We start from the raw sequence: 22,270 nt of genomic DNA, 5'->3' as shown, positions 1-22,270 counted from the left end.
ACGTCTTACACATACTGTTGGTTTTGCTCGCGAGCGCGGGCTCGCGCACTGCCAGACGGCGTCAGATGACGCTGCCCTTGATCTGGGCGGACTTGCCCCGGAACATCGCCACCACTTCGCCTGCCGAGTTGGTCACGCGAATGTCGTAGATGCCGTGACGGCCCGACAGCAGTTGTTCCTGCGCTTCGGCCGTGAGCGTGTCGCCGCCGAAGACCGGCTTCAGGAATTCGATGCTGCAACCGGCCGCGACCGTGTTGATGTTGTAGCTGTTGCAGGCGAACGCGAAGGTCGAGTCGGCCAGCGTGAACATGAGGCCACCGTGGCAGATCGCATGACCGTTGAGAAATTCGTCGCGCACGCGCATTGTCATGCGCGCGTAGCCCGGGCGCACTTCCTGCAACTCCATGCCGAGCCACTGGCTGGCGCGGTCGGTGCTGTACATCGCCTCGCCGGTGGCACGGGCCAGGGCTTCGGGCGACAGGGTTTCCGGGGATGCGGCGTTTCCTGCGGGGGCGGTCAGGCTCATGGTGTCTCTCGTCTCGTGAGTCTTGTTAAGTCTTCTTGTGGTCTGGTCTCTCGCGCGGCGCGTGTGGTTTTGGCGGTTCGTGTGCGTCGCTGCTTTTTCTTCGAATGCTATTTCGGTGCTGAAAAATCAGCGGCCTTCGAACTTCGGTGCGCGCTTTTCGAGGAACGCGTTCACGCCTTCGGCGTAGTCATATGACGCGCCCAGCGCACGCTGGCCGTCGCGCTCGAGATCGAGTTGCTGATCGAGCGTGTTGGTGGCCGACGCATACAGCGCTTCCTTGATGGTGGCGAGCGCGCGCGTCGGTTGCGTCGCGAGATGCGTGGCGAGCTTGTTGGCTTCGGCCGTCAGCGCGTCGTCGTCGACGCAGCGCCAGATCAGGCCCCACTCGGCAGCTTGTTCGGCCGAGAGCTTGTCGCCGAGCATCGCCAACGCCATCGCCCGTGCCATGCCGATACGTTGCGGCAGGAACCACGTACCGCCCGTGTCCGGCAGCAGGCCGATCTTCACGAACGCTTGCAGGAAGTTCGCCGAACTGGCGGCGAGCACGATGTCGCAAGCCAGCGCCAGATTGGCGCCCGCGCCCGCGGCAATGCCGTTCACGGCAGCAATCACCGGCATCGGCATCGCGCGCAGTTTGCGTACCAGCGGGTTGAAGTTCTCGTCGATCAGCGCGCCCAAATCGGTCGAGGCGCCCGGCGTGAAGTCGAGATCCGCCAGATCCTGTCCCGCGCAGAAACCGCGTCCGGCGCCGGTCAGCACAATGGCGCGTGCGCCCTGTGCCTGTGCGGCGTCGAGGGCCTCGCGAAGTTCGGCGTGCATCTGCCGCGTGAAGCTGTTGAGCTTCTCCGGGCGGTTGAGCGTGATCGTGGCGACGTTGGCTTCCAGCGTCAGTTGAATCGTGGCAGTCATCGGGGGCTTCCTCCGGGTGTCTCGTGCAGGCGCGTGGTCAAATCGTTATGGCCACGCGCGCCAATGGACTCAAGTGCGATCAGACACGCTCAATGGCGATGGCGATACCCTGACCCACGCCGATGCACATCGTGCACAGGGCGTAGCGGCCACCGGTGCGGTGCAGTTGATACATCGCGGTCGTCACGAGACGGGCACCCGAAGCGCCGAGCGGGTGGCCCAGTGCAATGGCGCCGCCGTTCGGGTTCACGCGGGCGTCGTCGTCGGCAATGCCGAGTTGACGCAGCACCGCCAGCCCTTGGCTCGCGAAGGCTTCGTTCAGTTCGATCACGTCGAACTGGTCGAGCGTCATGCCGAGTTGCTTGAGCAGCTTGACGGTCGCCGGCGCCGGGCCGATGCCCATGATGCGCGGTGCCACGCCGGCCGTCGCCATCCCCAGCACGCGAGCGCGCGGCGTCAGGCCATGCAGCTTGGCGGCGCTTTCGCTGGCCAGCAGCAGGGCGCATGCGCCGTCGTTCACGCCCGAGGCATTGCCGGCGGTCACGGTGCCGTCCGGGCGTACGACGCCCTTGAGCTTGGCCAGCGATTCGAGGCTGGTCGCGCGCGGATGCTCGTCGTGTTCGACAACGATCGGATCCCCCTTCTTCTGGGCGATCGAGACCGGCGTGATTTCTTGTGCCAGCGTGCCGTCGGCTTGCGCACGAGCGGCCTTCTCTTGGCTGCGCAGGGCGAACAGATCCTGATCGGCGCGGCTGATCTTGAAGTCGTCGGCGACGTTCTCGGCCGTCTCCGGCATCGAGTCCACACCGTATTGCGCCTTCATCAGCGGGTTGATGAAACGCCAGCCGATGGTCGTGTCGAAGATGGCGGCCTGACGCGCAAACGCGCTGTCGGCCTTGCCCATCACGAACGGCGCGCGGGTCATCGACTCGACACCACCCGCGATCATCAGGCCGGCTTCGCCTGCCTTGATCGCGCGCGCGGCGCTGCCGATGGCGTCCATACCCGAGCCGCACAGACGGTTGAGCGTGGCGCCCGGCACGTCGATCGGCAATTCGGCCAGCAGGGCGGCCATGCGTGCGACGTTGCGGTTGTCTTCACCTGCCTGATTCGCGCAGCCGTAGATCACGTCATCGATCGCGCGCCAGTCTACGTTCGGATTGCGCGCCATGAGCGCCTTGAGGGGGATGGCACCGAGGTTGTCGGCGCGAACGTCCTTCAGGGCACCGCCGTAACGGCCGATGGGGGTGCGGATCGCGTCGCAGATAAAGGCTTCGGTCATGATGTCTCGTTCCTGTCTTGGAAGGCGGGGTTCGCGCAGGGCAGTGGCGTCGGGCGGAGATCGCCTCGGATGTCACCGGTATCACCGTGCCGCGAGGAGTCACTATGGTAGTGACTTCCCGCTGCCGGTGCGCGCGCTCGCGCTCTATATATAGAAGGGTGCTGTGTCGCTCGGGTGTCGTCTGGCTGTCTTAAGCTGCGCCCGCGTCGGACTTGGCCGGCACGTGGTGGCGGCTCTGCACGACACGGAAGCGATTGGCGACGAAGGCCGCGTCGGCGAGGCTGGCGTTGGCGGCCGGGTTGCCGCCCGTGCCGTGGTAGTCCGAGTACGCCGCCGACTGGTTCACGAACACACCGCCGGTCAGATTCAACGACAGAGCCACGCGGCCTTCGATGGCGGCGTCGAGTGCCTGAGCTTCCCCTTCGGCGGACGTCGTGTAAGCCGACAGCGTCAGTGCGCCATGTTCGGCGGCAATACGGCCGGCCAGTTCGAAGGCTTGCTTGGCGCTGTCCACGGCGATCACGAAGGCGATCGGGCCGAACCATTCACGGGTGTAGACGGCTTCGTCGGCCACATCGAGCGCCACGATCAGCGGCGTGCGCACGCGGGCATCGGCGAAGGCCGGGTGTTGCAGCGTCTGGCTGTCGAGCACGACGCGGCCGACCTTGCGGGCTTCGTCGATACGGGCGAGCACGCCTTCGTTCTGAATGGCGCCGAGCAGTTCGACGGCCTTGGCGGGGTCGCTGCATGTCTTTTGCACGCTGCCGGCAATGGCGGCGACGACGTCGTCGAACGACACCTTGCCTTCCGCCGTCTGGATGCCGTCGCGCGGGATGTAGATGTTCTGCGGTGCCGTGCACATCTGGCCCGAGTACAGGGCGAGCGAGAAGCCGATGTTGCGTGCCACGCCCTTGAGGTCGTCGGCCGAGTCGATCACGATCTGGTTCACACCGGCCTTCTCGGTGAAGACCTGCGCCTGACGGGCGTTGGTTTCGAGCCAGTCGCCGTTGGCCGTGCTGCCGGTGAAGTCGATCACGCGCACTTCGCCGCGCTTGGCCAGTTGCTGGACGATTTCGCCGTCATTTGGGTTGGTCGCGGCAAGCGTCACCACGTCCGGATCGAAGCCGGCTTCGGCCAGCACTTCACGGGCGATCTTCACGGTAATGGCGAGCGGCAGAATTGCGCCCGGGTGCGGCTTGACGATCACGGCGTTGCCGGTGGCGAGGCTGGCAAACAAGCCGGGGTAGCCGTTCCACGTCGGGAACGTGCAGCAGCCGAGGACCAGCGCGACGCCACGCGGCACGACGGTGTAGCGCTTTTCCATCGCGAGCGGCGGGTTCTTGCCTTGCGGCTTTTCCCAGTAGGCGTCGGCGGGGATGCGGCGCAGTTCGTCCCAGGCGTAGGCCACGGCTTCGAGGCCACGGTCTTGCGCGTGCGGGCCGCCGGCTTGAAACGCCATCATGAAGGCCTGGCCGGTCGTGTGCATCACGGCGTTGGCCATTTCGAAGCTGCGCGCATTCAGGCGCTTGAGAATTTCGAGCGACACACCGACCCAGGCGTCCGGGGTGGCGGCGCGGTACGTCTTGTGCGCTTCGCTCACGCGGGCGAGCAGGGTGTCGATTTCGAAGCCGGGGTAGGTCGTGCCGAGCGCGAAGCCGAACGGCGAGGCTTCCTGACCGGCGCTACCGGTGCTGCCGCGCTGTTCGAGCGGGAAGGCGGCGTTCAGATACTGCTTGAAGGCGGCTTCACCGTCGGCGGCGGCCGTCTCGCCATAGGCGCGCGGGCTCGGCATCTCGGTAAACGGGCTCCAGTATCCACGCGTGGCGATGGCCTGAAGGGCGCGCTCAAGGGTCTCTTGGTGTTTGGCGAAGAGGGGATGGGTCATGGTGGCGGGTCTATCCGTATCGGAGTGCGGCTGGCGGGTTCGCTGTCTGCCCGCACCCCCTCGCGAGCGAGGACTTGCGGGCGGCGGAGACGGCATGCTGTCATTCGGTCGTCATCAACATTAATTGACCGACCGGTTGGTTTGTTAATATAGCATCAAATCTTTCGGGCGTGGCAGGTCATGACGCCGGGTTTTCCCCGAATTTTTCAGTGGTGCGAAGGGGCGGCGGGGCGGTGTCCGGCGGGCCGTTTGCATGGCGGAACGGGAGGTGCGTGGGCGGGGGAACGATGGCATCATGCCTATCCACTACAGTCGACGCCCGGCCGGCCGCAATCCATGGTCTGCCGCCCGCGCCGCCGTGCTGCCATGCTCCCGTGAGCCGGCAGCGTGCCCATCGCCTTATGCCTTATGGCTGTTTCCGGTGACTGCGCCGACGCTGCTGTCATAAACGTCGCGCAGATGCCAGCCCCTGAATCACAAGACGAGACTTTGACTGGAGGAACAAGAGGATGACGACGTACGAGAACATTCTGGTGGAGACGCGTGGCCGCGTCGGTCTGATCACGCTGAACCGCCCGAAGGCCCTCAACGCGCTGAATGATGCGCTGATGGACGAACTGGGCGCCGCGCTGACGGCGTTCGACGCCGACGAGGCGATCGGCTGCATGGTGATCACGGGCAGCGAGAAGGCATTCGCGGCGGGCGCCGACATCGGCATGATGTCGAAGTACACCTTCGCCGATGTCTTCAAGGGCGACTACATCACGCGCAACTGGGAGACGGTGCGTCGTATCCGTAAGCCGGTGATCGCGGCGGTCTCGGGTTTTGCGCTGGGCGGCGGGTGCGAACTGGCCATGATGTGCGACTTCATCATTGCCGCGGACAACGCCAAGTTCGGTCAGCCGGAAATCAAGCTCGGCGTGATCCCGGGCGCAGGCGGCACGCAACGCCTGACGCGCGCGGTGTCGAAGGCGAAGGCGATGGATATGTGCCTGACGGCGCGATTCATGGACGCTGCCGAAGCGGAGCGCGCTGGGTTGGTGTCGCGCGTGGTGCCGGTCGCGACGTTGCTCGATGAAGCGCTGGGCGCGGCCAATACGATTTGCGAATACTCGCTGCCGGTGGTGATGGCAGCCAAGGAAGCCGTGAATCGCGCTTTCGAATCGACGCTGGATGAAGGCGTGCAATTCGAGCGCCGTCTGTTCCATTCTTTGTTTGCGCTTGAAGATCAGAAGGAAGGCATGGCGGCGTTTGTTGAAAAACGTAAGCCGGTTTTCAAGCATCGCTGAAACTGAGTGAGAAACTGTGACGGCCTCCTTTTTGGAGGCCGTCGTATGTTAGTCTGCCGGTTTTTTCAGCAAGGACGAGACGATGTCGATGAAGCGACGTGCATTTGCGCTGGCCCTGGTGGTGTCTTCCGGGCTGTTGTTGGGTGCCTGCGGGAAGAAAGAAGAAACGGCTGCCGGCCGCTCGGTCGGGCCGGATGGTTCCCAGCCTGTCTACGTCGTGGGTTCGGACGCAGCCTATGCGCCGTTCGAATATGAGACCGACACCCGGCAGATCGCCGGCTTCGATATCGATGTGATGAAGGCCGTCGCTGACAAGGCGGGCATTGCGGTGCGGTTCATCAACACGCCGTTCGAGGGCATTTTCAATTCACTGGTGCAGGGCGATCGCGACATCCTGATCTCGGCGATCACGATTACCGATGAGCGCCGCAAGCAAATGGACTTCTCGACGCCTTATTTCGAAGCGTCGCAATTGATTGCCGTGCCGGCCAGCTCCAGCGTGAAGAGCTTTGACGATCTGAAGTCGCTCAAGGTGGGCGTGCAGACGGCCACGACGGGGGATGAAGTCGTGCAGAAGCTGATGGGCAAGAACAACCCGGCGGTCAAACGCTTCGAGGGCACGCCGCTCGCCATGAAGGAACTGGAAGCGGGGGGTGTCGATGCGGTGGTGGCTGATAACGGCGTCGTGGTGAACTTCATCGCGAACAATCCCAATGCCAGCCTGCGCACCGTGGCGGACAGCAACTTCCCGAAGGAGTATTACGGGATTGCCGTGCGCAAGGGCGATGCCGAGTTGCTCGCGAAGATCAACAAAGGGATCGAAGCGATCAAGGCTGACGGCACGTACGACACCATTTATCAGCGCTACTTCGGCAAGAAGTAACGGCTTAGGTGTCCGGAATAAGGAAAAAGCCCCGTCGCGACGGGGCTTTTTCATGCCTTTTCAAATTATTTTCACAAAGTGCTTGCCATGGTTCGGGGTTTTCACTAATATTCCGTCTCTCGCAACGACAGCGACGCAGCGAAAGCAGCGAAGCAGAAGGAAGCGACGGGCTGGAAAGCCCGGTGGTTAGTGGTTTTGGAGCTTGTGAGTCGCTACGGCGGCGAACGAAAAGAAGCGAAAAAAACTGTTGACGACGACGAGAAGCTGCGACATAATCTCACTTCTCTGCTGCTGATGCAGCGACGCAGAAAACGAAGCGACGGCGCGGTAATGATGCGACGAAGCGAAGTTCGAAGCGATTGATCTTTAAAAATTGAACAACCGATAAGTGTGGGCACTCGATGAAAAGTGCGTCTGCTTCGGCAGATAAGCTTTAAATTTATTGAGGCTCACATAGTAATAGGTAAGTTAAGTAATTAACTTGTCAGCATACTTTGAGAGCGACCGGTTCAAGTGATTTATCACGAAAAACCGAAAACAGTAACAGGTTTAAACTGAAGAGTTTGATCCTGGCTCAGATTGAACGCTGGCGGCATGCCTTACACATGCAAGTCGAACGGCAGCACGGGTGCTTGCACCTGGTGGCGAGTGGCGAACGGGTGAGTAATACATCGGAATGTACCTTGTAGTGGGGGATAGCTCGGCGAAAGCCGGATTAATACCGCATACGCTCTGAGGAGGAAAGCGGGGGACCTTCGGGCCTCGTGCTACAAGAGCAGCCGATGTCAGATTAGCTTGTTGGTGAGGTAAAAGCTCACCAAGGCGACGATCTGTAGCTGGTCTGAGAGGACGACCAGCCACACTGGGACTGAGACACGGCCCAGACTCCTACGGGAGGCAGCAGTGGGGAATTTTGGACAATGGGCGAAAGCCTGATCCAGCAATGCCGCGTGTGTGAAGAAGGCCTTCGGGTTGTAAAGCACTTTTGTCCGGAAAGAAATCCTTTGGGTTAATACCTCGGGGGGATGACGGTACCGGAAGAATAAGCACCGGCTAACTACGTGCCAGCAGCCGCGGTAATACGTAGGGTGCAAGCGTTAATCGGAATTACTGGGCGTAAAGCGTGCGCAGGCGGTTTTGTAAGACGGATGTGAAATCCCCGGGCTTAACCTGGGAACTGCATTCGTGACTGCAAGGCTAGAGTATGGCAGAGGGGGGTAGAATTCCACGTGTAGCAGTGAAATGCGTAGAGATGTGGAGGAATACCGATGGCGAAGGCAGCCCCCTGGGCCAATACTGACGCTCATGCACGAAAGCGTGGGGAGCAAACAGGATTAGATACCCTGGTAGTCCACGCCCTAAACGATGTCAACTAGTTGTTGGGGATTCATTTCCTTAGTAACGAAGCTAACGCGTGAAGTTGACCGCCTGGGGAGTACGGTCGCAAGATTAAAACTCAAAGGAATTGACGGGGACCCGCACAAGCGGTGGATGATGTGGATTAATTCGATGCAACGCGAAAAACCTTACCTACCCTTGACATGTACGGAATCTTGCTGAAAGGTGAGAGTGCTCGAAAGAGAGCCGTAACACAGGTGCTGCATGGCTGTCGTCAGCTCGTGTCGTGAGATGTTGGGTTAAGTCCCGCAACGAGCGCAACCCTTGTCCTTAGTTGCTACGCAAGAGCACTCTAAGGAGACTGCCGGTGACAAACCGGAGGAAGGTGGGGATGACGTCAAGTCCTCATGGCCCTTATGGGTAGGGCTTCACACGTCATACAATGGTCGGTACAGAGGGCTGCCAAATCGCGAGATGGAGCTAACCCCAGAAAACCGATCGTAGTCCGGATCGCAGTCTGCAACTCGACTGCGTGAAGTTGGAATCGCTAGTAATCGCGGATCAGCATGTCGCGGTGAATACGTTCCCGGGTCTTGTACACACCGCCCGTCACACCATGGGAGTGGGTTTTGCCAGAAGTAGGTAGCCTAACCGTAAGGAGGGCGCTTACCACGGCAGGATTCATGACTGGGGTGAAGTCGTAACAAGGTAGCCGTAGGGGAACCTGCGGCTGGATCACCTCCTTTCTAGAGCATGCACTGGAAGTTGAGTGTTCACGCTTATCGGTTGTTGACTGCGTAGATCTAAGTCGGGTCTGTAGCTCAGGTGGTTAGAGCACCGTCTTGATAAGGCGGGGGTCGAAGGTTCAAGTCCTTCCAGACCCACCAAGCTAACCACCGCCTGACCAAGTCGGTGGAAACTGGCTTGAAATGGGGGCATAGCTCAGCTGGGAGAGCACCTGCTTTGCAAGCAGGGGGTCGTCGGTTCGATCCCGTCTGCCTCCACCAATTCCTTAGATCACACATCGATGTCAGTCAAAAGCTTTTACGTCTGCGGTAAATCCCAACGAATGTGAATGTTTTTGAATGACAGCAATGTCATGCAGTTATTTGTTCTTTAACAATTTAGAAGAAGTAGTAGTACAACGGAAACGCGTTAGAGATGGCGCGTGGAAATTGTACGGGTTGTGATTGTATCAACTAGTATTTAAGTGATCGAAAGATGACTTGGAATACGGCACAACGCTAAAACTCAACCTGTAACGAGACATTCTCGTTATAGGGTCAAGCGAATAAGTGCATGTGGTGGATGCCTTGGCGATTACAGGCGATGAAGGACGCGATAGCCTGCGAAAAGTTGTGGGGAGCTGGCAAATAAGCTTTGATCCACAAATGTCCGAATGGGGAAACCCGGCCCGAATGGGTCATCCTAGACTGAATACATAGGTCTAGCGAAGCGAACGCGGCGAACTGAAACATCTAAGTAGCTGCAGGAAAAGAAATCAACCGAGATTCCCAAAGTAGTGGCGAGCGAAATGGGACCAGCCTTCAAGATTTAGCACCGGTGTTATCAAAACGGAATGGAAAGTCCGGCCATAGTGGGTGATAGCCCCGTATGAGAAAACCCTGGTGTGGAACTAAGCTTGAGAAAAGTAGGGCGGGACACGTGAAATCCTGTCTGAAGATGGGGGGACCATCCTCCAAGGCTAAATACTCGTAATCGACCGATAGTGAACCAGTACCGTGAGGGAAAGGCGAAAAGAACCCCGGGAGGGGAGTGAAATAGATCCTGAAACCGCATGCATACAAACAGTCGGAGCCTCGTAAGGGGTGACGGCGTACCTTTTGTATAATGGGTCAGCGACTTACATTCAGTGGCAAGCTTAACCGAATAGGGAAGGCGTAGCGAAAGCGAGTCCGAATAGGGCGTTCAGTCGCTGGGTGTAGACCCGAAACCAAGTGATCTATCCATGGCCAGGATGAAGGTGCGGTAACACGTACTGGAGGTCCGAACCCACTAATGTTGAAAAATTAGGGGATGAGCTGTGGATAGGGGTGAAAGGCTAAACAAACTTGGAAATAGCTGGTTCTCTCCGAAAACTATTTAGGTAGTGCCTCGTGTATCACCTTCGGGGGTAGAGCACTGTCATGGTTGAAGGGTCCATTGCGGATTACTTCGCCATAGCAAACTCCGAATACCGAAGAGTGCAATCACGGGAGACAGACATCGGGTGCTAACGTCCGGTGTCAAGAGGGAAACAACCCAGACCGCCAGCTAAGGTCCCTAAATATTGCTAAGTGGGAAACGAAGTGGGAAGGCTAAAACAGTCAGGAGGTTGGCTTAGAAGCAGCCACCCTTTAAAGAAAGCGTAATAGCTCACTGATCGAGTCGTCCTGCGCGGAAGATGTAACGGGGCTAAGCAATATACCGAAGCTGCGGATGCGAGCTTGCTCGCATGGTAGGAGAGCGTTCTGTAAGCCTGTGAAGGTGTCTTGTGAAGGATGCTGGAGGTATCAGAAGTGCGAATGCTGACATGAGTAGCGATAAAGGGGGTGAAAGGCCCCCTCGCCGTAAGCCCAAGGTTTCCTACGCAACGTTCATCGGCGTAGGGTGAGTCGGCCCCTAAGGCGAGGCAGAGATGCGTAGCTGATGGGAAGCAGGTTAATATTCCTGCACCGTCGTATGATGCGATGGGGGGACGGATCGCGGAAGGTTGTCCGGGTGTTGGAAGTCCCGGTCCCTGTATTGGAGAAGGCGCTTAGGCAAATCCGGGCGCGGAATTCAAGGATATGGGGCGAGTGAACTTGTTCACGAAGCAATTGGAAGTGGTTCCAAGAAAAGCCTCTAAGCTTCAGTCATACGAGACCGTACCGCAAACCGACACAGGTGGGCGAGATGAGTATTCTAAGGCGCTTGAGAGAACTCGGGAGAAGGAACTCGGCAAATTGGTACCGTAACTTCGGGATAAGGTACGCCCTTGTAGCTTGACTGGCCTGCGCCAGGAGGGTGAAAGGGTTGCAATAAACTGGTGGCTGCGACTGTTTAATAAAAACACAGCACTCTGCAAACACGAAAGTGGACGTATAGGGTGTGACGCCTGCCCGGTGCCGGAAGATTAAATGATGGGGTGCAAGCTCTTGATTGAAGTCCCGGTAAACGGCGGCCGTAACTATAACGGTCCTAAGGTAGCGAAATTCCTTGTCGGGTAAGTTCCGACCTGCACGAATGGCGTAACGATGGCCACACTGTCTCCTCCCGAGACTCAGCGAAGTTGAAGTGTTTGTGATGATGCAATCTACCCGCGGCTAGACGGAAAGACCCCATGAACCTTTACTGTAGCTTTGCATTGGACTTTGAACCGGTCTGTGTAGGATAGGTGGGAGGCTTTGAAGCAGGAACGCTAGTTTCTGTGGAGCCATCCTTGAAATACCACCCTGGTTTGTTTGAGGTTCTAACCTAGGTCCGTAATCCGGATCGGGGACAGTGCATGGTAGGCAGTTTGACTGGGGCGGTCTCCTCCCAAAGTGTAACGGAGGAGTACGAAGGTACGCTAGGTACGGTCGGAAATCGTGCTGATAGTGCAATGGCAAAAGCGTGCTTAACTGCGAGACTGACAAGTCGAGCAGGTGCGAAAGCAGGTCATAGTGATCCGGTGGTTCTGTATGGAAGGGCCATCGCTCAACGGATAAAAGGTACTCTGGGGATAACAGGCTGATACCGCCCAAGAGTTCATATCGACGGCGGTGTTTGGCACCTCGATGTCGGCTCATCTCATCCTGGGGCTGTAGCCGGTCCCAAGGGTATGGCTGTTCGCCATTTAAAGAGGTACGTGAGCTGGGTTTAAAACGTCGTGAGACAGTTTGGTCCCTATCTGCCGTGGGCGTTGGAAGTTTGAAGGGGGCTGCTCCTAGTACGAGAGGACCGGAGTGGACGAACCTCTGGTGTACCGGTTGTCACGCCAGTGGCATCGCCGGGTAGCTATGTTCGGAAGAGATAACCGCTGAAAGCATCTAAGCGGGAAACTCGCCTTAAGATGAGACTTCCCTAGGAACTCGATTCCTTTGAAGGGTCGTTCAAGACCAGGACGTTGATAGGTCAGGTGTGGAAGCGCAGTAATGCGTTAAGCTAACTGATACTAATTGCCCGTAAGGCTTGATCCTATAACCAGTGTGTTTTGTGCTGGTGTGAGTTGCGTGTGCCCATAACGAGGCTGATACGCTCACAACCCAACTACATGTAGTACTACGCTTCTTCTGAATTGGTTTTGTTGCACGCAGTGCAGCAGAACATACAAGTTATGCCTGATGACCATAGCGAGTTGGAACCACCCCTTCCCATCCCGAACAGGACCGTGAAACGACTCCACGCCGATGATAGTGCGGATACCCGTGTGAAAGTAGGTAATCGTCAGGCTCCCCTAAAGACCCCTTGCTACAACGCGTAGCAAGGGGTTTTTGCTTTGCGCGTTCGGAATTCGATAGCGTCGCGTCTCTTCACGTCCAAAATGTGTTGCATCAGTGTCGTGAAGTGAAACTTCGGATGGATCGACATCGGTTTCTCGCTTAGGATTCGACCACGGGGTTAGTTGTGGTTCGGGGAGTGAAACCAGTGGTAGATGATGATCGACGTAAGCGCCATGCAACGTGGCGTGGATGGACTTTGGTTGGCGGCGCAGTGGGCATTGCACTCATGATCGCTGGATGCGCTACGTATCAAACAGCCAGCGATACGGTCGCTGCGACCGTACCTGCTCGAAGTGACGATATCGCCCCCCTTTCCGCTGCGGTGAATGCCGATGGACTTCCGCCTCATTGGGAGACCTATCTCGTTACGCACAACAAGCGTCGTACGAATTACGAACAGACGCTCGATGCGAACGGCATTGCGGTAATTCGTGCGAAGGTGGATGATTCAGCGTCGGGAATTGCTCAGAAGCTCGATATTCCCATCTACCCTGGGGCCAAGTTGAATTGGCGATGGCGCGCAGATGACATGCCGGCTTCCGCCGATATCCGGACAAAGCGATACGATGATGCGCCGGTTCGGATCGCACTTGCTTTCGACGGTGACCCGGCGAAACTCACCGTACAAGACCATTTGCATCGCGAGCTGGCTCGTCTGGTGAGCGGACGCGAGTTGCCCTACGCAACGCTGATGTACACGTGGGGCGACGGGAAGTTCGCCTCGGATGAAGTCGTTCGAAACCCCTACACCGCGCGTATTCGCGCGATCGTGGTTCAGCGGGGGACAGATGGGCTCGGTCAGTGGCAATCGTATTCGCGTGATATCGCAAAAGATTACGAGAAGGCATTCGGCGAACCACCGGGCCGCTTGATCGGCATCGCGATCATGAGTGACGGCGACAATACGCAATCGAAATTTACCGCGTGGTATGGCGATATTCGATTGGATACGGATGGTATTCCTACCACCACTGCTGCCAAGTAGCTCCAATCGACACAAAAAAGCCGGCAATTGCCGGCTTTTTTGTTGAGTAACGCTACAACGTGATGATGATTACTGATCGCGCCCGAAGTAGGTTTCGACCAACTTCACCCAGTAAGTACCGCCTAGCGGCAGCAAATCGTCGTTGAAATCGTAGCTGGCGTTGTGCAGATTGCAGGGGCCAAGGCCGTGACCGGTGTCACGGTGCGTACCGTCGCCATTGCCGATAAAGACATAGGCGCCCGGCTTTTCCAGCAGCATGAACGAGAAGTCTTCCGCACCCATCGTCGGCTCGACTTTATCGTTCACGTTTTCGTTGCCCACTACCTGACGCATCACATCGGCACACAAGGCGGCCATGGCCGGATCGTTGATGGTCGGCGGGTAATTGCGCTGGAATTCGATCTCGGCCGAGCAGCCCATTCCTTTGGCCACAAATTCCGAAATCTCGCGCAAACGCGATTCGATAAGGTCCAGAACTTCCAGCGAGAACGTGCGGATCGTACCGCCCAGCCATGCCGTGTCCGGCACGACATTCGTGGTGTCACCCGCGTGAATCTGCGTAATCGAGAGCACAGAGGCGTCGATCGGGCGCTTGTTGCGCGTGATGATGCTCTGGAGCGCCTGGGCAACTTGCACCGCGGCAATGACCGGATCGATGCCGGCGTTCGGGATACCCGCATGCGTACCCTTGCCGCGCAGCGTGATCTTGAATTCGTTGCTCGACGCCATCATCGGCCCCGGCGTGACAGCGAACGTTCCCGTCGGTACCCCCGGCCAGTTGTGCATACCGAACACAGCCTGCATCGGGAAGCGTTCGAACAGCCCGTCCTTGATCATCTCGCGAGCACCGCCGCCGCCTTCTTCTGCGGGTTGGAAGATCAGGTACACCGTGCCGTCGAAGTTGCGATGTTTTTGAAGATACTGCGCCGCCGCGAGCAACATAGCCGTGTGGCCGTCGTGGCCGCAGGCGTGCATCTTGCCCTCGTGCTTCGACGCATGTTCGAAGGTGTTGGCTTCTTTGATCGGCAGGGCATCCATGTCGGCGCGCAGACCGATCGCACGGTCGCTGCTGCCGTTCTTGATGACGCCGACAAGACCCGTGGTCCCGAGTCCGCGATGAATGGGGATGCCCCACTTCGTCAATGTATCGGCCACGACGTCGGAGGTGCGTTTTTCTTCAAAACACAGCTCCGGATGCGCGTGAATGTCACGTCGAATGGTCTGAATTTCGCCGCGAGCGGCATCGATTTCGGGAATAAGCTTCATGACGGGGATTTCCTGCGTACGCAATGGCTCATCTTACCCCTAAAGGCAGGGTCTGGCATCTCGATAGGAATCGCCCGAACGGCAGCACAGACGTGTCCGGAAAATGCGGCTCTGCCGCGCCAGACGGGGCGAAGCGCCGGTGAACGTAATACAATGTCGTCAGCGTCGCACCCCAGCTAGACGCAGCATTTCGGTAGAGAGAGGAGTAGTTTCATGACGTCCAATGTTCACGTCGTTCGGGCCGCTTGCCCGCATGACTGCCCCGATACGTGCGCACTTCACGTGACGGTGGAGAATGGCGTCGCGATCAAGGTCCAAGGCGATCCGGACCATCCGACAACCAAGGGCGTGCTTTGCACGAAAGTCTCTCGCTATACAGAGCGTACCTATCACCCCGACCGCCTGTTGCATCCGCTGAAACGCGTGGGGCCGAAGGGCGCCGGCAAGTTTGTGCAGGTGAGCTGGGATCAGGCGCTTGATGAGATCGCGGCTCGCCTGACGGAAATTGCCGCGCGCGACCCCGAAGCGATTCTGCCGTACAGCTACGCAGGAACGATGGGGTTTGTGCAGGGCGAGACCATGGCGGCCCGCTTCTTCAACAAGCTCGGTGCGTCCGACCTCGATCGCACGATCTGTGCGAGTGCGGGTGCCGCCGGTCTGCGTTACACCTACGGCGCGGGCGTCGGGATGCACGTCGAACATTTTGTCGACAGCAAGCTGATTCTGATCTGGGGAAGCAACCCGATTACGTCGAGTGTGCACTTCTGGGCGATCGCACAGGAGGCCAAGCGGCGCGGCGCGAAGTTGATCGCGATCGATCCGTATCGCTCGCTCACCGCAGAGAAATGTCATCAGCACATTGCGCTGCTGCCCGGCACGGATGCCGCGCTGGCGCTTGGCATGATGCATGTGCTGATCGCCGAGGATCTCGTTGACCACGAATACATTGCGCAGCACACGGTCGGTTACGCCCAATTGAAGGAACGGGCGCAGCGCTATACACCCGCGCGCGTCGCCGAGATTTGCGGCATTAGTGAAGAGACGGTTATTACATTGGCGCGGGAGTATGCCAGCGCCAAGCCTGCTTCAATTCGACTGAACTACGGGATGCAGCGCGCCAAAGGTGGCGGTCAAGCAACGCGCGCTGTGGCTTGCCTCCCGGCGCTCATCGGTGCGTGGCGTGACCCGGCCGGCGGCATGCTGATGTCGACGTCGGGTTTTGCCCCGGTCGATGGGCTCGCCCAAACCCGCCCGGACTTGCGGCCAGTGCCTGACAAAGTACCGCGTCTGGTGAACATGAGCGCCATCGGCGACGCGCTGTGCCACCCGGGTGACGCGTCGTTCGGTCCGAAGATCGAAGCGCTCGTGGTCTATAACAGCAATCCGGTGGCCGTGGCCCCCGAGTCGAGCAAGGTGGCGTCGGGTTTTGGTCGAGAGGATCTGTTCACTGTGGTGCTGGAGCACTTCCAGACCGACACCGCCGACTATGCGGACTTCGTTCTGCCGGCGACGACGCAGCTTGAACATCTGGATATTCACAAGGCATACGGGCACACCTATTTGCTCGCGAACAATCCCGCGATTGCGCCCTTGGGCGAAACGAAGCCGAATTCCGAGATATTCCGTGTGCTCGCACAACGGATGGGATGGCAGGAGCCGTGCTTCTTGGATTCGGACGATCAACTTGCGGAGCAGTCGATTCGATGGGCCGACCCGCGCATGGCCGGCACCGATTGGGAGACACTGAAGCGCGACGGCTGGGTGCGTTACGACTTGCCCGAGGCGCCGTTTGCCAATGGCGGGTTCTTTACGCCGTCCGGCAAATGCGAGTTCTATTCCGAACGCATGGTGCAGGAAGGGTTCGATCCGCTGCCGGATTGGGTGCCGCCTTACGAATCTGTCGCGAGTAATCCGAAGTTGGCGGCGCGCTACCCGCTGGCGATGATTTCGCCACCTGCGCGTAACTTCCTCAACTCGAGTTTCGTCAACGTGGATAGCCTGCGTTCGTCCGTCGGCGAGCCGACACTCGATATTCACCCGGCAGACGCCGCGCCGCGCGGGATTGCGGATGGTGCCGGCGTGCGTATCTTCAACGATCGCGGCACCCTGAACGCCAAAGCGCGGGTGACGGAAAAAGCCCGCGAGGGCGTGGTTGTCGGGCTATCCATCTGGTGGAAGAAGCTGGCCCCGGATGGCAAGAACGCTAACGAAGTCACGAGTCAGCAACTCACGGATCTCGGCCGCGCACCGACCTTCTATGACTGCCTTGTCGACGTCGCCCCGGCCTGAGCGGACGGAAATATCGGACTGAAGTACCGACGACCGCGAGCCGGAAGCCGGTGCCGACGACGAGAGGCCACCAGTTGCCCGCGACTGCCAGCCGACAGCCGACTCTGGTGCCCGGGAGCCTGGGAGCCTTTCCGCGCTCCGGTGAACATCCTTGCTCATGGAGCTTCTCATGTCGACCTTGTCTGCGAAGCCTTACCTGATCGGGTTTCGGTGTCTCAAGGCACTGACGGCGTGGGCGATGTTGCTTGCTGTCTGCGGGTGCAGTCAGGTCGGCTACTATGCGCAGTCGATCAATGGGCATTTCACGATGCTGCACGAGGCACAGCCGGTGAATGATTTGCTGGCAGACCCCTCGTTGGACCCTCGCCTGCGGGTGCGTCTCGCCGAGGCCGAGCAGATCCGCAGCTACGCCGTAACGGCGTTGGGCGAACCCGATAACGGCAGCTATCGCAGCTATGCCGACATCAAGCGGCCGTTCGTCGTCTATAACGTGTTCGCCGCGCCGGCACTCTCACTGAAACTGCACGAATCGTGTTTGCTGGTCGTCGGATGTGTCGAATATCGCGGGTATTACTCCCGGGAGTCGGCTGAGGCTTATGCGGCCGAATTACATCGCGACGGATGGGAAACCTTCGTGGCCGGCATTCCAGCGTATTCGACGCTGGGTTACTTCGATGACCCGCTGCTCAGCACCTTCATCTACCTGCCGCGCGCCGAAGTCGCTCGCATGATCTTCCACGAGCTGGCGCATCAGATCCTGTTTGTCCGTGGCGATACGACGTTCAATGAATCGTTTGCGGTGACGGTCGAAACGGTCGGGGTGCAGCGATGGCTGACGGCGCATCCGGATGCGGCGATCGAGTATGAGCGGTACGACGCGTATCGGCGGCAGTTCCGCGATCTGGTCGAAGGGTACCGGAAGCAGTTGGAAACGCTCTACAACGGGGCGGATAGTGATGAGCAGAAAGCGGCTCAGAAGGACATTCTGTTCACCCGCATGCGCGCCGATTACGCGGCGCTCAAAGTGTCTTGGGGCGGATACAAGGGGTTCGATCTCTGGTTCGCGAGTGATCTGAATAACGCGAAGATCGGATCGTTCGCCACGTATAACCAGTGGGTGCCGGCGTTCATGGCCTTGCTCGCGCAAGAGGGCAACGATTTGCCCAGGTTCTATGCGGCAGTGAAAGCGCTGTCGAAGCGCAAAGCGTCCGACCGTGACGCAGTGCTTGCCGCACTGGATGAAACACCGGCGGCGGCCGCCGCGCGGGCGACCTTGAATGCTCGAGAACACGCGGCCAAGTAACGGAAGTGATTGGATTTGGCGGTGGTCTGCGCCATGTTCGATGTACCGCGGCAGGAGGCCTCACGCCGAACAGGGCAATTTCCGATGTCCTCGCGACGTCCCCTGGGCCGGGCATTAAAAACCACTGTCTGACGTCTGTCGGGGTGTCGGCCTAGGCGTCAGGCAATCACCGCCTTCAAATCCCCAAGCAACGCGTACAGCTGACGCTGCCTGTCCTCAGGCAGTCGCCCCAGCCGTTGCTCGATCCATTCCTCGTGCGCGCGTGCCATGTTCGAAAACGCCTTCTTGCCACGCGGCGTGAGCTTGATCAGGAAGGCGCGGCGGTCGTTGACGACGGTCTCGCGCGTCACCCAGCCCTCTTTTTCCAATTGATCGGTGATGCCGGTGACGTTGCCGCCAGTCACCATCATGCGCTTGCTGAGCTCTCCCATCTTCAGTCCCTCGGGATGGCGATCGAGCTGTGCCAGCAGATCGAAGCGCGGCAGGGTGCAATCGAAATCCTGGCGCAGACGCGACCGGATGTCGGTTTCGATCATGTTGGCGCAGGTGAGCAGCCGCAGCCAAAGACGCAAGGCGTCGTGCTCGCGATCATTGGCTCGCGTTTCGAGATCGAGAGAGTCGGAATCGGCGAGGCTCATGGGAGGCGCAGTGAAATTTACAATATGGAAATTTTAGGTTTGAAATAAATGTCGGGTCAAGCCGGGATTCCGTGGGGCGTTGGTCTGGAAACAACGCGCGTGCAATAAAAAAAGGGCACCCGAAGGTGCCCTTTCGTCAAACAAAGACTAAGTGACGAAAATTGTCAGCTTAGAACTTGTGACGGATGCCGCTCGTGACAGCGAACTGGTTCGTGCCGTTCGAGAAGCCCAGGCCGTTCATCGACGCGCCGCCAGGAGCGTCGTTGTTGGCGTGCTGGTACAGACCAACCAGGTACAGGTCGGTACGCTTCGACAGGAAGTAGTCCGTGCCGATGGTGGCTTGCGTGTACTTCGGCGACACGTTCGTGCCGGCGTTGTTCAGCGTCGACCACGTGTACGTCACAGCAGCGCCCAGTTGCAGAGCCGGGGTCAGCATGTACTTGCCGTTCAGTTCGATGTTGTCGAACTTCCAGCTGCCGCCACCAACGTACGTGTACGAGCTGTGGCCATACACCAGACCGACCGTTGCCGGACCGAAGGCATACGACAGACCGGCTGCGCCGATCCATGCCTTGTCGCTGACAGCAGCACCGCCCAGGTTCATCGGCGTGTTCACGTCACCGGCGGTCAGAACACCGCTGGTGTTCGTGCCCGGCGAAGCGATGTACAAGTAGCCAGCGCCGAACGACAGCGGGCCGTTAGCGTAACCAGCACCGAACGAATATGCGCGGTTGTTAGCGAAGCCCGAACCAGCCGTACCGTTGTTGGCCGAGTTCGAGAAGCCGTACATACCGCCTGCGCTGAAGCCAGCGTAGTTGATCGACGTGTACTTGACAGTGTTGTTCACGCGGAACGAGTTGTTCAAGTTGTCGTTATCGAACGGGTGGGCGCCCGCGAACGTGCCCCACTGGCTACCGACTGCGAACGGACCAACGAAGTCCACCACGGAGTCGTACTGACGACCGATGGTCAACGTACCAGCCGTTGCGCTGCTCAGACCGACGTAAGCTTGACGGCCGAATTCACGGCTGCCTTGGCCCAGCGTACCGTTGCCCAGGTTGAAGCCGTTTTCCAACACGAAGATAGCCTTCAGGCCACCACCGAGGTCCTCAGCGCCCTTCAGGCCCCAACGCGAACCTTGCAGGTTGCCGTTGGCGAACTGGAAGTTCTTCGACGTCGTGCCCGTGCCAGCCAGGTTGCCGCCAGTCTTGCTGACGTACTGAACGCCAGCGTCGATGATACCGTACAGGGTCACGCTGCTTTGTGCGTGAGCAGCGCCAGCGAATGCGCCGAGCACACCCAGAGCGAGAAGCGACTTTTTCATTGAGTGATCTCCAAAGGATTGTGAGATTTGTTTAACAAGGTCACTAGTGATAACGTCCTTGCTAATCAACTTCGCGAGAAGTTGGACGTAATGTAACAAATTCAATGTGGGCGGCAAAGGAAAAGGCCGGTTTTGCGCGGGTTTGCGGCGACCTTTGTTTCGTTTACGCAACAGCCCGGAAACCGGCTTCTGGCGCGGGTTACGCGCGTTTGCTCCCGCGCAAGGCACGTCTGGCAAAGGGGCGTATGATCCCCGGCAGGCGCGGTGGAATCGTCCTGAATTCCACATTGTGAAAGATTGAAGTGAGTTGAAAGCAAGATGTTCTCTGACAGCCTGATCTCCGAACTTGACCGTGGCCTGCGAGCGATCGTGGGTGTCACGCAAGCCTCCCGGCCGACTCCCGTCCCCGCAAAAGTGACTGCCCAGTCGACCCAAGTCGCTGAGGCAGCTGGCGCGACCGGTGGTGCGTCAGCTTCTTCCCCGGAAGGCGCCGACGACGCGTTGAGCCCGCAGGAGCGTCGTCATGTCGCAGGTCTCATGCGTGTGAATCATGTGGGTGAGGTTTGTGCGCAGGCGCTCTATCAGGCACAGAAGCTGGCGACCAAGCGGCCCGAATTGCGCAAGGCCTTCGAGCATGCCGGTAAAGAGGAAGAGGATCACCTCGCATGGACGGCACACCGGCTGTCCGAACTGGGCTCCCGCCCCAGTCTGCTCAACCCGCTCTGGTATGCCGGTGCATTCGCGATCGGCTTCGTTGCCGGCAAGTGCGGTGACAACGTCAGTCTCGGTTTCATGTCCGAGACCGAACGTCAGGTCGAACATCATCTCGATACCCATCTGGACGAGTTGCCGCTGCACGATCTGCGTTCGCGGGCCATCGTCGATCAGATGCGCCTCGATGAGATCGAACACGGCCAGGCGGCGCGGGATGCCGGTGGTATTGAGTTGCCGGTGCCGGTGCAGCGCGTCATGCGTGCTGCCGCCAAAGTCATGACGACGACGGCCTACTATATATAGAGCACTCGAAAACGTACTTCGTCAGCGCACTGCGATCGCGGCAGGCACAGCCTCTCTTCTCGTGTCGATCTCCCCTCGCGTAGCCCGTGTCATGTGCCATTTGGCAGGCCGCCAAATGGCGTGAGCGCGCACTCCCCGGTATCGATAGCGTTGGCGGGCCTCGCGCGAGGCCGGGCCTTGAGTTTGAGGTTCCACTTTCACTATCGCAGTTATGTCATTAATTTTTCTGACAAAAATTCGTTTGGCTGCTTGAGGAAAGTGCGCTAAGTCATTGTTCTGCCTAACAAATCCCCTTCGAAAAACCGGCGAAACGCTTGACCGGCCAAACACTCTCCTCTAAAGTGGGAAATAGTGTGAGAAAGTGTATTTTTGTGTGGTGTTAGGCACGAAATCTTTCTCTCTCGGCATGACGGACAGGCGGTCGAAACCTCACGGGAGCGCACGTGTTTCAGGGAGCCTCGGCACTTTCACTGGATGCAAAGGGACGGATGTCGATTCCGGCCCGGCATCGTGACGTGCTGCAAGGCGAGGCCGAAGGCAAGGTCACGATCACGAAGCACCCCGATGGTTGTCTGCTGCTGTTTCCGCGTCCCGAATGGGAGATCTTCCGCGGCAAGATCGCCGCACTGCCGATGGATGCGCACTGGTGGCGCCGTATTTTCCTGGGCAACGCCGCTGACGTCGAGATGGATTCGGCGGGGCGTGTCCTGGTAGCGCCGGAATTGCGTGCCGCCGCAGGCATGGACAAGGAAGTCATGCTGCTGGGCATGGGCAGTCACTTTGAACTCTGGGATGCCGCGACTTACGCCGCCAAGGAACAGGCAGCGATGGCGCAAGGTATGCCGGAAGCACTGAAAAACTTCACTTTTTGAT

Annotated in this window: 14 protein-coding genes, 2 tRNA genes and 3 rRNA genes; 12 read left to right on the top strand and 7 right to left on the bottom strand. The window is 58.9% G+C overall.

Annotated features, from left to right (window positions below):
* Window positions 1-61: 61 nt before the first annotated feature.
* The 4 genes from paaI to paaN form a co-directional block, all read right to left on the bottom strand.
* Entirely contained in the window at window positions 62-526 is a 465-nt protein-coding gene (paaI, locus tag AT302_RS24385; protein ID WP_058376213.1) for a hydroxyphenylacetyl-CoA thioesterase PaaI, read from the bottom strand.
* 126 nt (window positions 527-652) lie between these two features.
* Window positions 653-1,435 (bottom strand): 2-(1,2-epoxy-1,2-dihydrophenyl)acetyl-CoA isomerase PaaG, encoded by a 783-nt coding sequence (paaG, locus tag AT302_RS24380; RefSeq protein WP_058376212.1) that lies wholly within the window; start codon window positions 1,433-1,435, stop codon window positions 653-655.
* Window positions 1,436-1,514: 79 nt separating this feature from the next.
* Window positions 1,515-2,717, bottom strand: a complete 1,203-nt coding sequence (gene pcaF / locus AT302_RS24375; protein WP_058376211.1) for a 3-oxoadipyl-CoA thiolase — start codon at window positions 2,715-2,717, stop codon at window positions 1,515-1,517.
* Between the two features lie 190 nt (window positions 2,718-2,907).
* Entirely contained in the window at window positions 2,908-4,602 is a 1,695-nt protein-coding gene (gene paaN / locus AT302_RS24370) for a phenylacetic acid degradation protein PaaN (protein ID WP_058376210.1), read from the bottom strand.
* Between the two features lie 509 nt (window positions 4,603-5,111).
* On the opposite strand from paaN, the gene AT302_RS24365 reads away from it, so the two are divergent.
* From AT302_RS24365 to AT302_RS24330, 8 genes are all read left to right on the top strand, one after another.
* The gene (locus AT302_RS24365; protein WP_058376209.1) at window positions 5,112-5,891 is read left to right on the top strand and encodes an enoyl-CoA hydratase; all 780 of its coding nucleotides are present in this window, start codon (window positions 5,112-5,114) and stop codon (window positions 5,889-5,891) included.
* 82 nt (window positions 5,892-5,973) lie between these two features.
* Entirely contained in the window at window positions 5,974-6,774 is an 801-nt protein-coding gene (locus AT302_RS24360; protein ID WP_058376208.1) for a basic amino acid ABC transporter substrate-binding protein, read from the top strand.
* A 551-nt stretch (window positions 6,775-7,325) separates the two neighbouring features.
* Window positions 7,326-8,858 (top strand): 16S ribosomal RNA (locus AT302_RS24355).
* 64 nt (window positions 8,859-8,922) lie between these two features.
* Window positions 8,923-8,999 (top strand) — tRNA-Ile (locus AT302_RS24350).
* 44 nt (window positions 9,000-9,043) lie between these two features.
* Window positions 9,044-9,119: transfer RNA gene (locus tag AT302_RS24345), tRNA-Ala, on the top strand.
* A 274-nt stretch (window positions 9,120-9,393) separates the two neighbouring features.
* A 23S ribosomal RNA gene (locus tag AT302_RS24340) occupies window positions 9,394-12,272 on the top strand.
* 140 nt (window positions 12,273-12,412) lie between these two features.
* Window positions 12,413-12,525: ribosomal RNA gene (rrf, locus tag AT302_RS24335) — 5S ribosomal RNA — on the top strand.
* The 16S, 23S and 5S rRNA genes sit together here with 2 tRNA genes alongside, the layout of an rRNA operon.
* A 195-nt stretch (window positions 12,526-12,720) precedes the next feature.
* Window positions 12,721-13,560: a DUF3047 domain-containing protein gene (locus tag AT302_RS24330; RefSeq protein ID WP_157125870.1), complete on the top strand. Its 840-nt coding sequence runs from the start codon at window positions 12,721-12,723 to the stop codon at window positions 13,558-13,560.
* A gap of 69 nt (window positions 13,561-13,629) precedes the next feature.
* On the opposite strand, the gene AT302_RS24325 is transcribed toward AT302_RS24330, so the two are convergent.
* Window positions 13,630-14,826, bottom strand: a complete 1,197-nt coding sequence (locus AT302_RS24325; RefSeq protein WP_058376206.1) for a M20 aminoacylase family protein — start codon at window positions 14,824-14,826, stop codon at window positions 13,630-13,632.
* Window positions 14,827-15,039: 213 nt separating this feature from the next.
* Here AT302_RS24325 and AT302_RS24320 point away from each other — a divergent pair, with 213 nt between their 5' ends.
* Window positions 15,040-17,115 (top strand): molybdopterin-containing oxidoreductase family protein, encoded by a 2,076-nt coding sequence (locus AT302_RS24320; protein ID WP_058376205.1) that lies wholly within the window; start codon window positions 15,040-15,042, stop codon window positions 17,113-17,115.
* 169 nt (window positions 17,116-17,284) lie between these two features.
* Window positions 17,285-18,418, top strand: coding sequence for an aminopeptidase (locus AT302_RS24315; RefSeq protein ID WP_084656439.1), 1,134 nt, complete (start codon window positions 17,285-17,287; stop codon window positions 18,416-18,418).
* A 158-nt stretch (window positions 18,419-18,576) separates the two neighbouring features.
* Here the strand turns inward: AT302_RS24315 and AT302_RS24310 are convergent, their stop codons facing one another.
* Entirely contained in the window at window positions 18,577-19,056 is a 480-nt protein-coding gene (locus tag AT302_RS24310; RefSeq protein WP_058376204.1) for a MarR family winged helix-turn-helix transcriptional regulator, read from the bottom strand.
* 169 nt (window positions 19,057-19,225) lie between these two features.
* On the bottom strand, window positions 19,226-20,380 hold the full coding sequence (locus tag AT302_RS24305) for a porin (protein WP_058376203.1): 1,155 nt from the start codon (window positions 20,378-20,380) through the stop codon (window positions 19,226-19,228).
* Between the two features lie 318 nt (window positions 20,381-20,698).
* Here AT302_RS24305 and coq7 point away from each other — a divergent pair, with 318 nt between their 5' ends.
* Complete coding sequence (coq7, locus tag AT302_RS24300) at window positions 20,699-21,397, top strand: 2-polyprenyl-3-methyl-6-methoxy-1,4-benzoquinone monooxygenase (RefSeq protein ID WP_058376202.1); 699 nt, start codon at window positions 20,699-20,701, stop codon at window positions 21,395-21,397.
* A 443-nt stretch (window positions 21,398-21,840) separates the two neighbouring features.
* Window positions 21,841-22,269: a division/cell wall cluster transcriptional repressor MraZ gene (gene mraZ, locus AT302_RS24295; RefSeq protein WP_039406026.1), complete on the top strand. Its 429-nt coding sequence runs from the start codon at window positions 21,841-21,843 to the stop codon at window positions 22,267-22,269.
* The last annotated feature ends 1 nt before the right edge of the window (window position 22,270 follow it).

This window comes from Pandoraea norimbergensis (assembly GCF_001465545.3).
Classification (GTDB): Bacteria; Pseudomonadota; Gammaproteobacteria; order Burkholderiales; family Burkholderiaceae; genus Pandoraea; species Pandoraea norimbergensis.
The sequence above is the reverse complement of the archived record's forward strand: the minus strand, read 5'-3'. Positions and strand labels throughout refer to the sequence as shown.

Bases quoted from the DNA above. Each gene is read 5' to 3' on its own strand.
- AT302_RS24305 (WP_058376203.1), bottom strand. From the start codon at position 20,380: ATGAAAAAGTCGCTTCTCGCTCTGGGTGTGCTCGGCGCATTCGCTGGC.
- AT302_RS24315 (WP_084656439.1), top strand. From the start codon at position 17,285: ATGTCGACCTTGTCTGCGAAGCCTTACCTGATCGGGTTTCGGTGTCTC.
- coq7 (WP_058376202.1), top strand. From the start codon at position 20,699: ATGTTCTCTGACAGCCTGATCTCCGAACTTGACCGTGGCCTGCGAGCG.
- AT302_RS24360 (WP_058376208.1), top strand. From the start codon at position 5,974: ATGTCGATGAAGCGACGTGCATTTGCGCTGGCCCTGGTGGTGTCTTCC.
- AT302_RS24320 (WP_058376205.1), top strand. From the start codon at position 15,040: ATGACGTCCAATGTTCACGTCGTTCGGGCCGCTTGCCCGCATGACTGC.
- AT302_RS24325 (WP_058376206.1), bottom strand. From the start codon at position 14,826: ATGAAGCTTATTCCCGAAATCGATGCCGCTCGCGGCGAAATTCAGACC.
- pcaF (WP_058376211.1), bottom strand. From the start codon at position 2,717: ATGACCGAAGCCTTTATCTGCGACGCGATCCGCACCCCCATCGGCCGT.
- paaI (WP_058376213.1), bottom strand. From the start codon at position 526: ATGAGCCTGACCGCCCCCGCAGGAAACGCCGCATCCCCGGAAACCCTG.
- paaG (WP_058376212.1), bottom strand. From the start codon at position 1,435: ATGACTGCCACGATTCAACTGACGCTGGAAGCCAACGTCGCCACGATC.
- AT302_RS24310 (WP_058376204.1), bottom strand. From the start codon at position 19,056: ATGAGCCTCGCCGATTCCGACTCTCTCGATCTCGAAACGCGAGCCAAT.
- AT302_RS24365 (WP_058376209.1), top strand. From the start codon at position 5,112: ATGACGACGTACGAGAACATTCTGGTGGAGACGCGTGGCCGCGTCGGT.
- paaN (WP_058376210.1), bottom strand. From the start codon at position 4,602: ATGACCCATCCCCTCTTCGCCAAACACCAAGAGACCCTTGAGCGCGCC.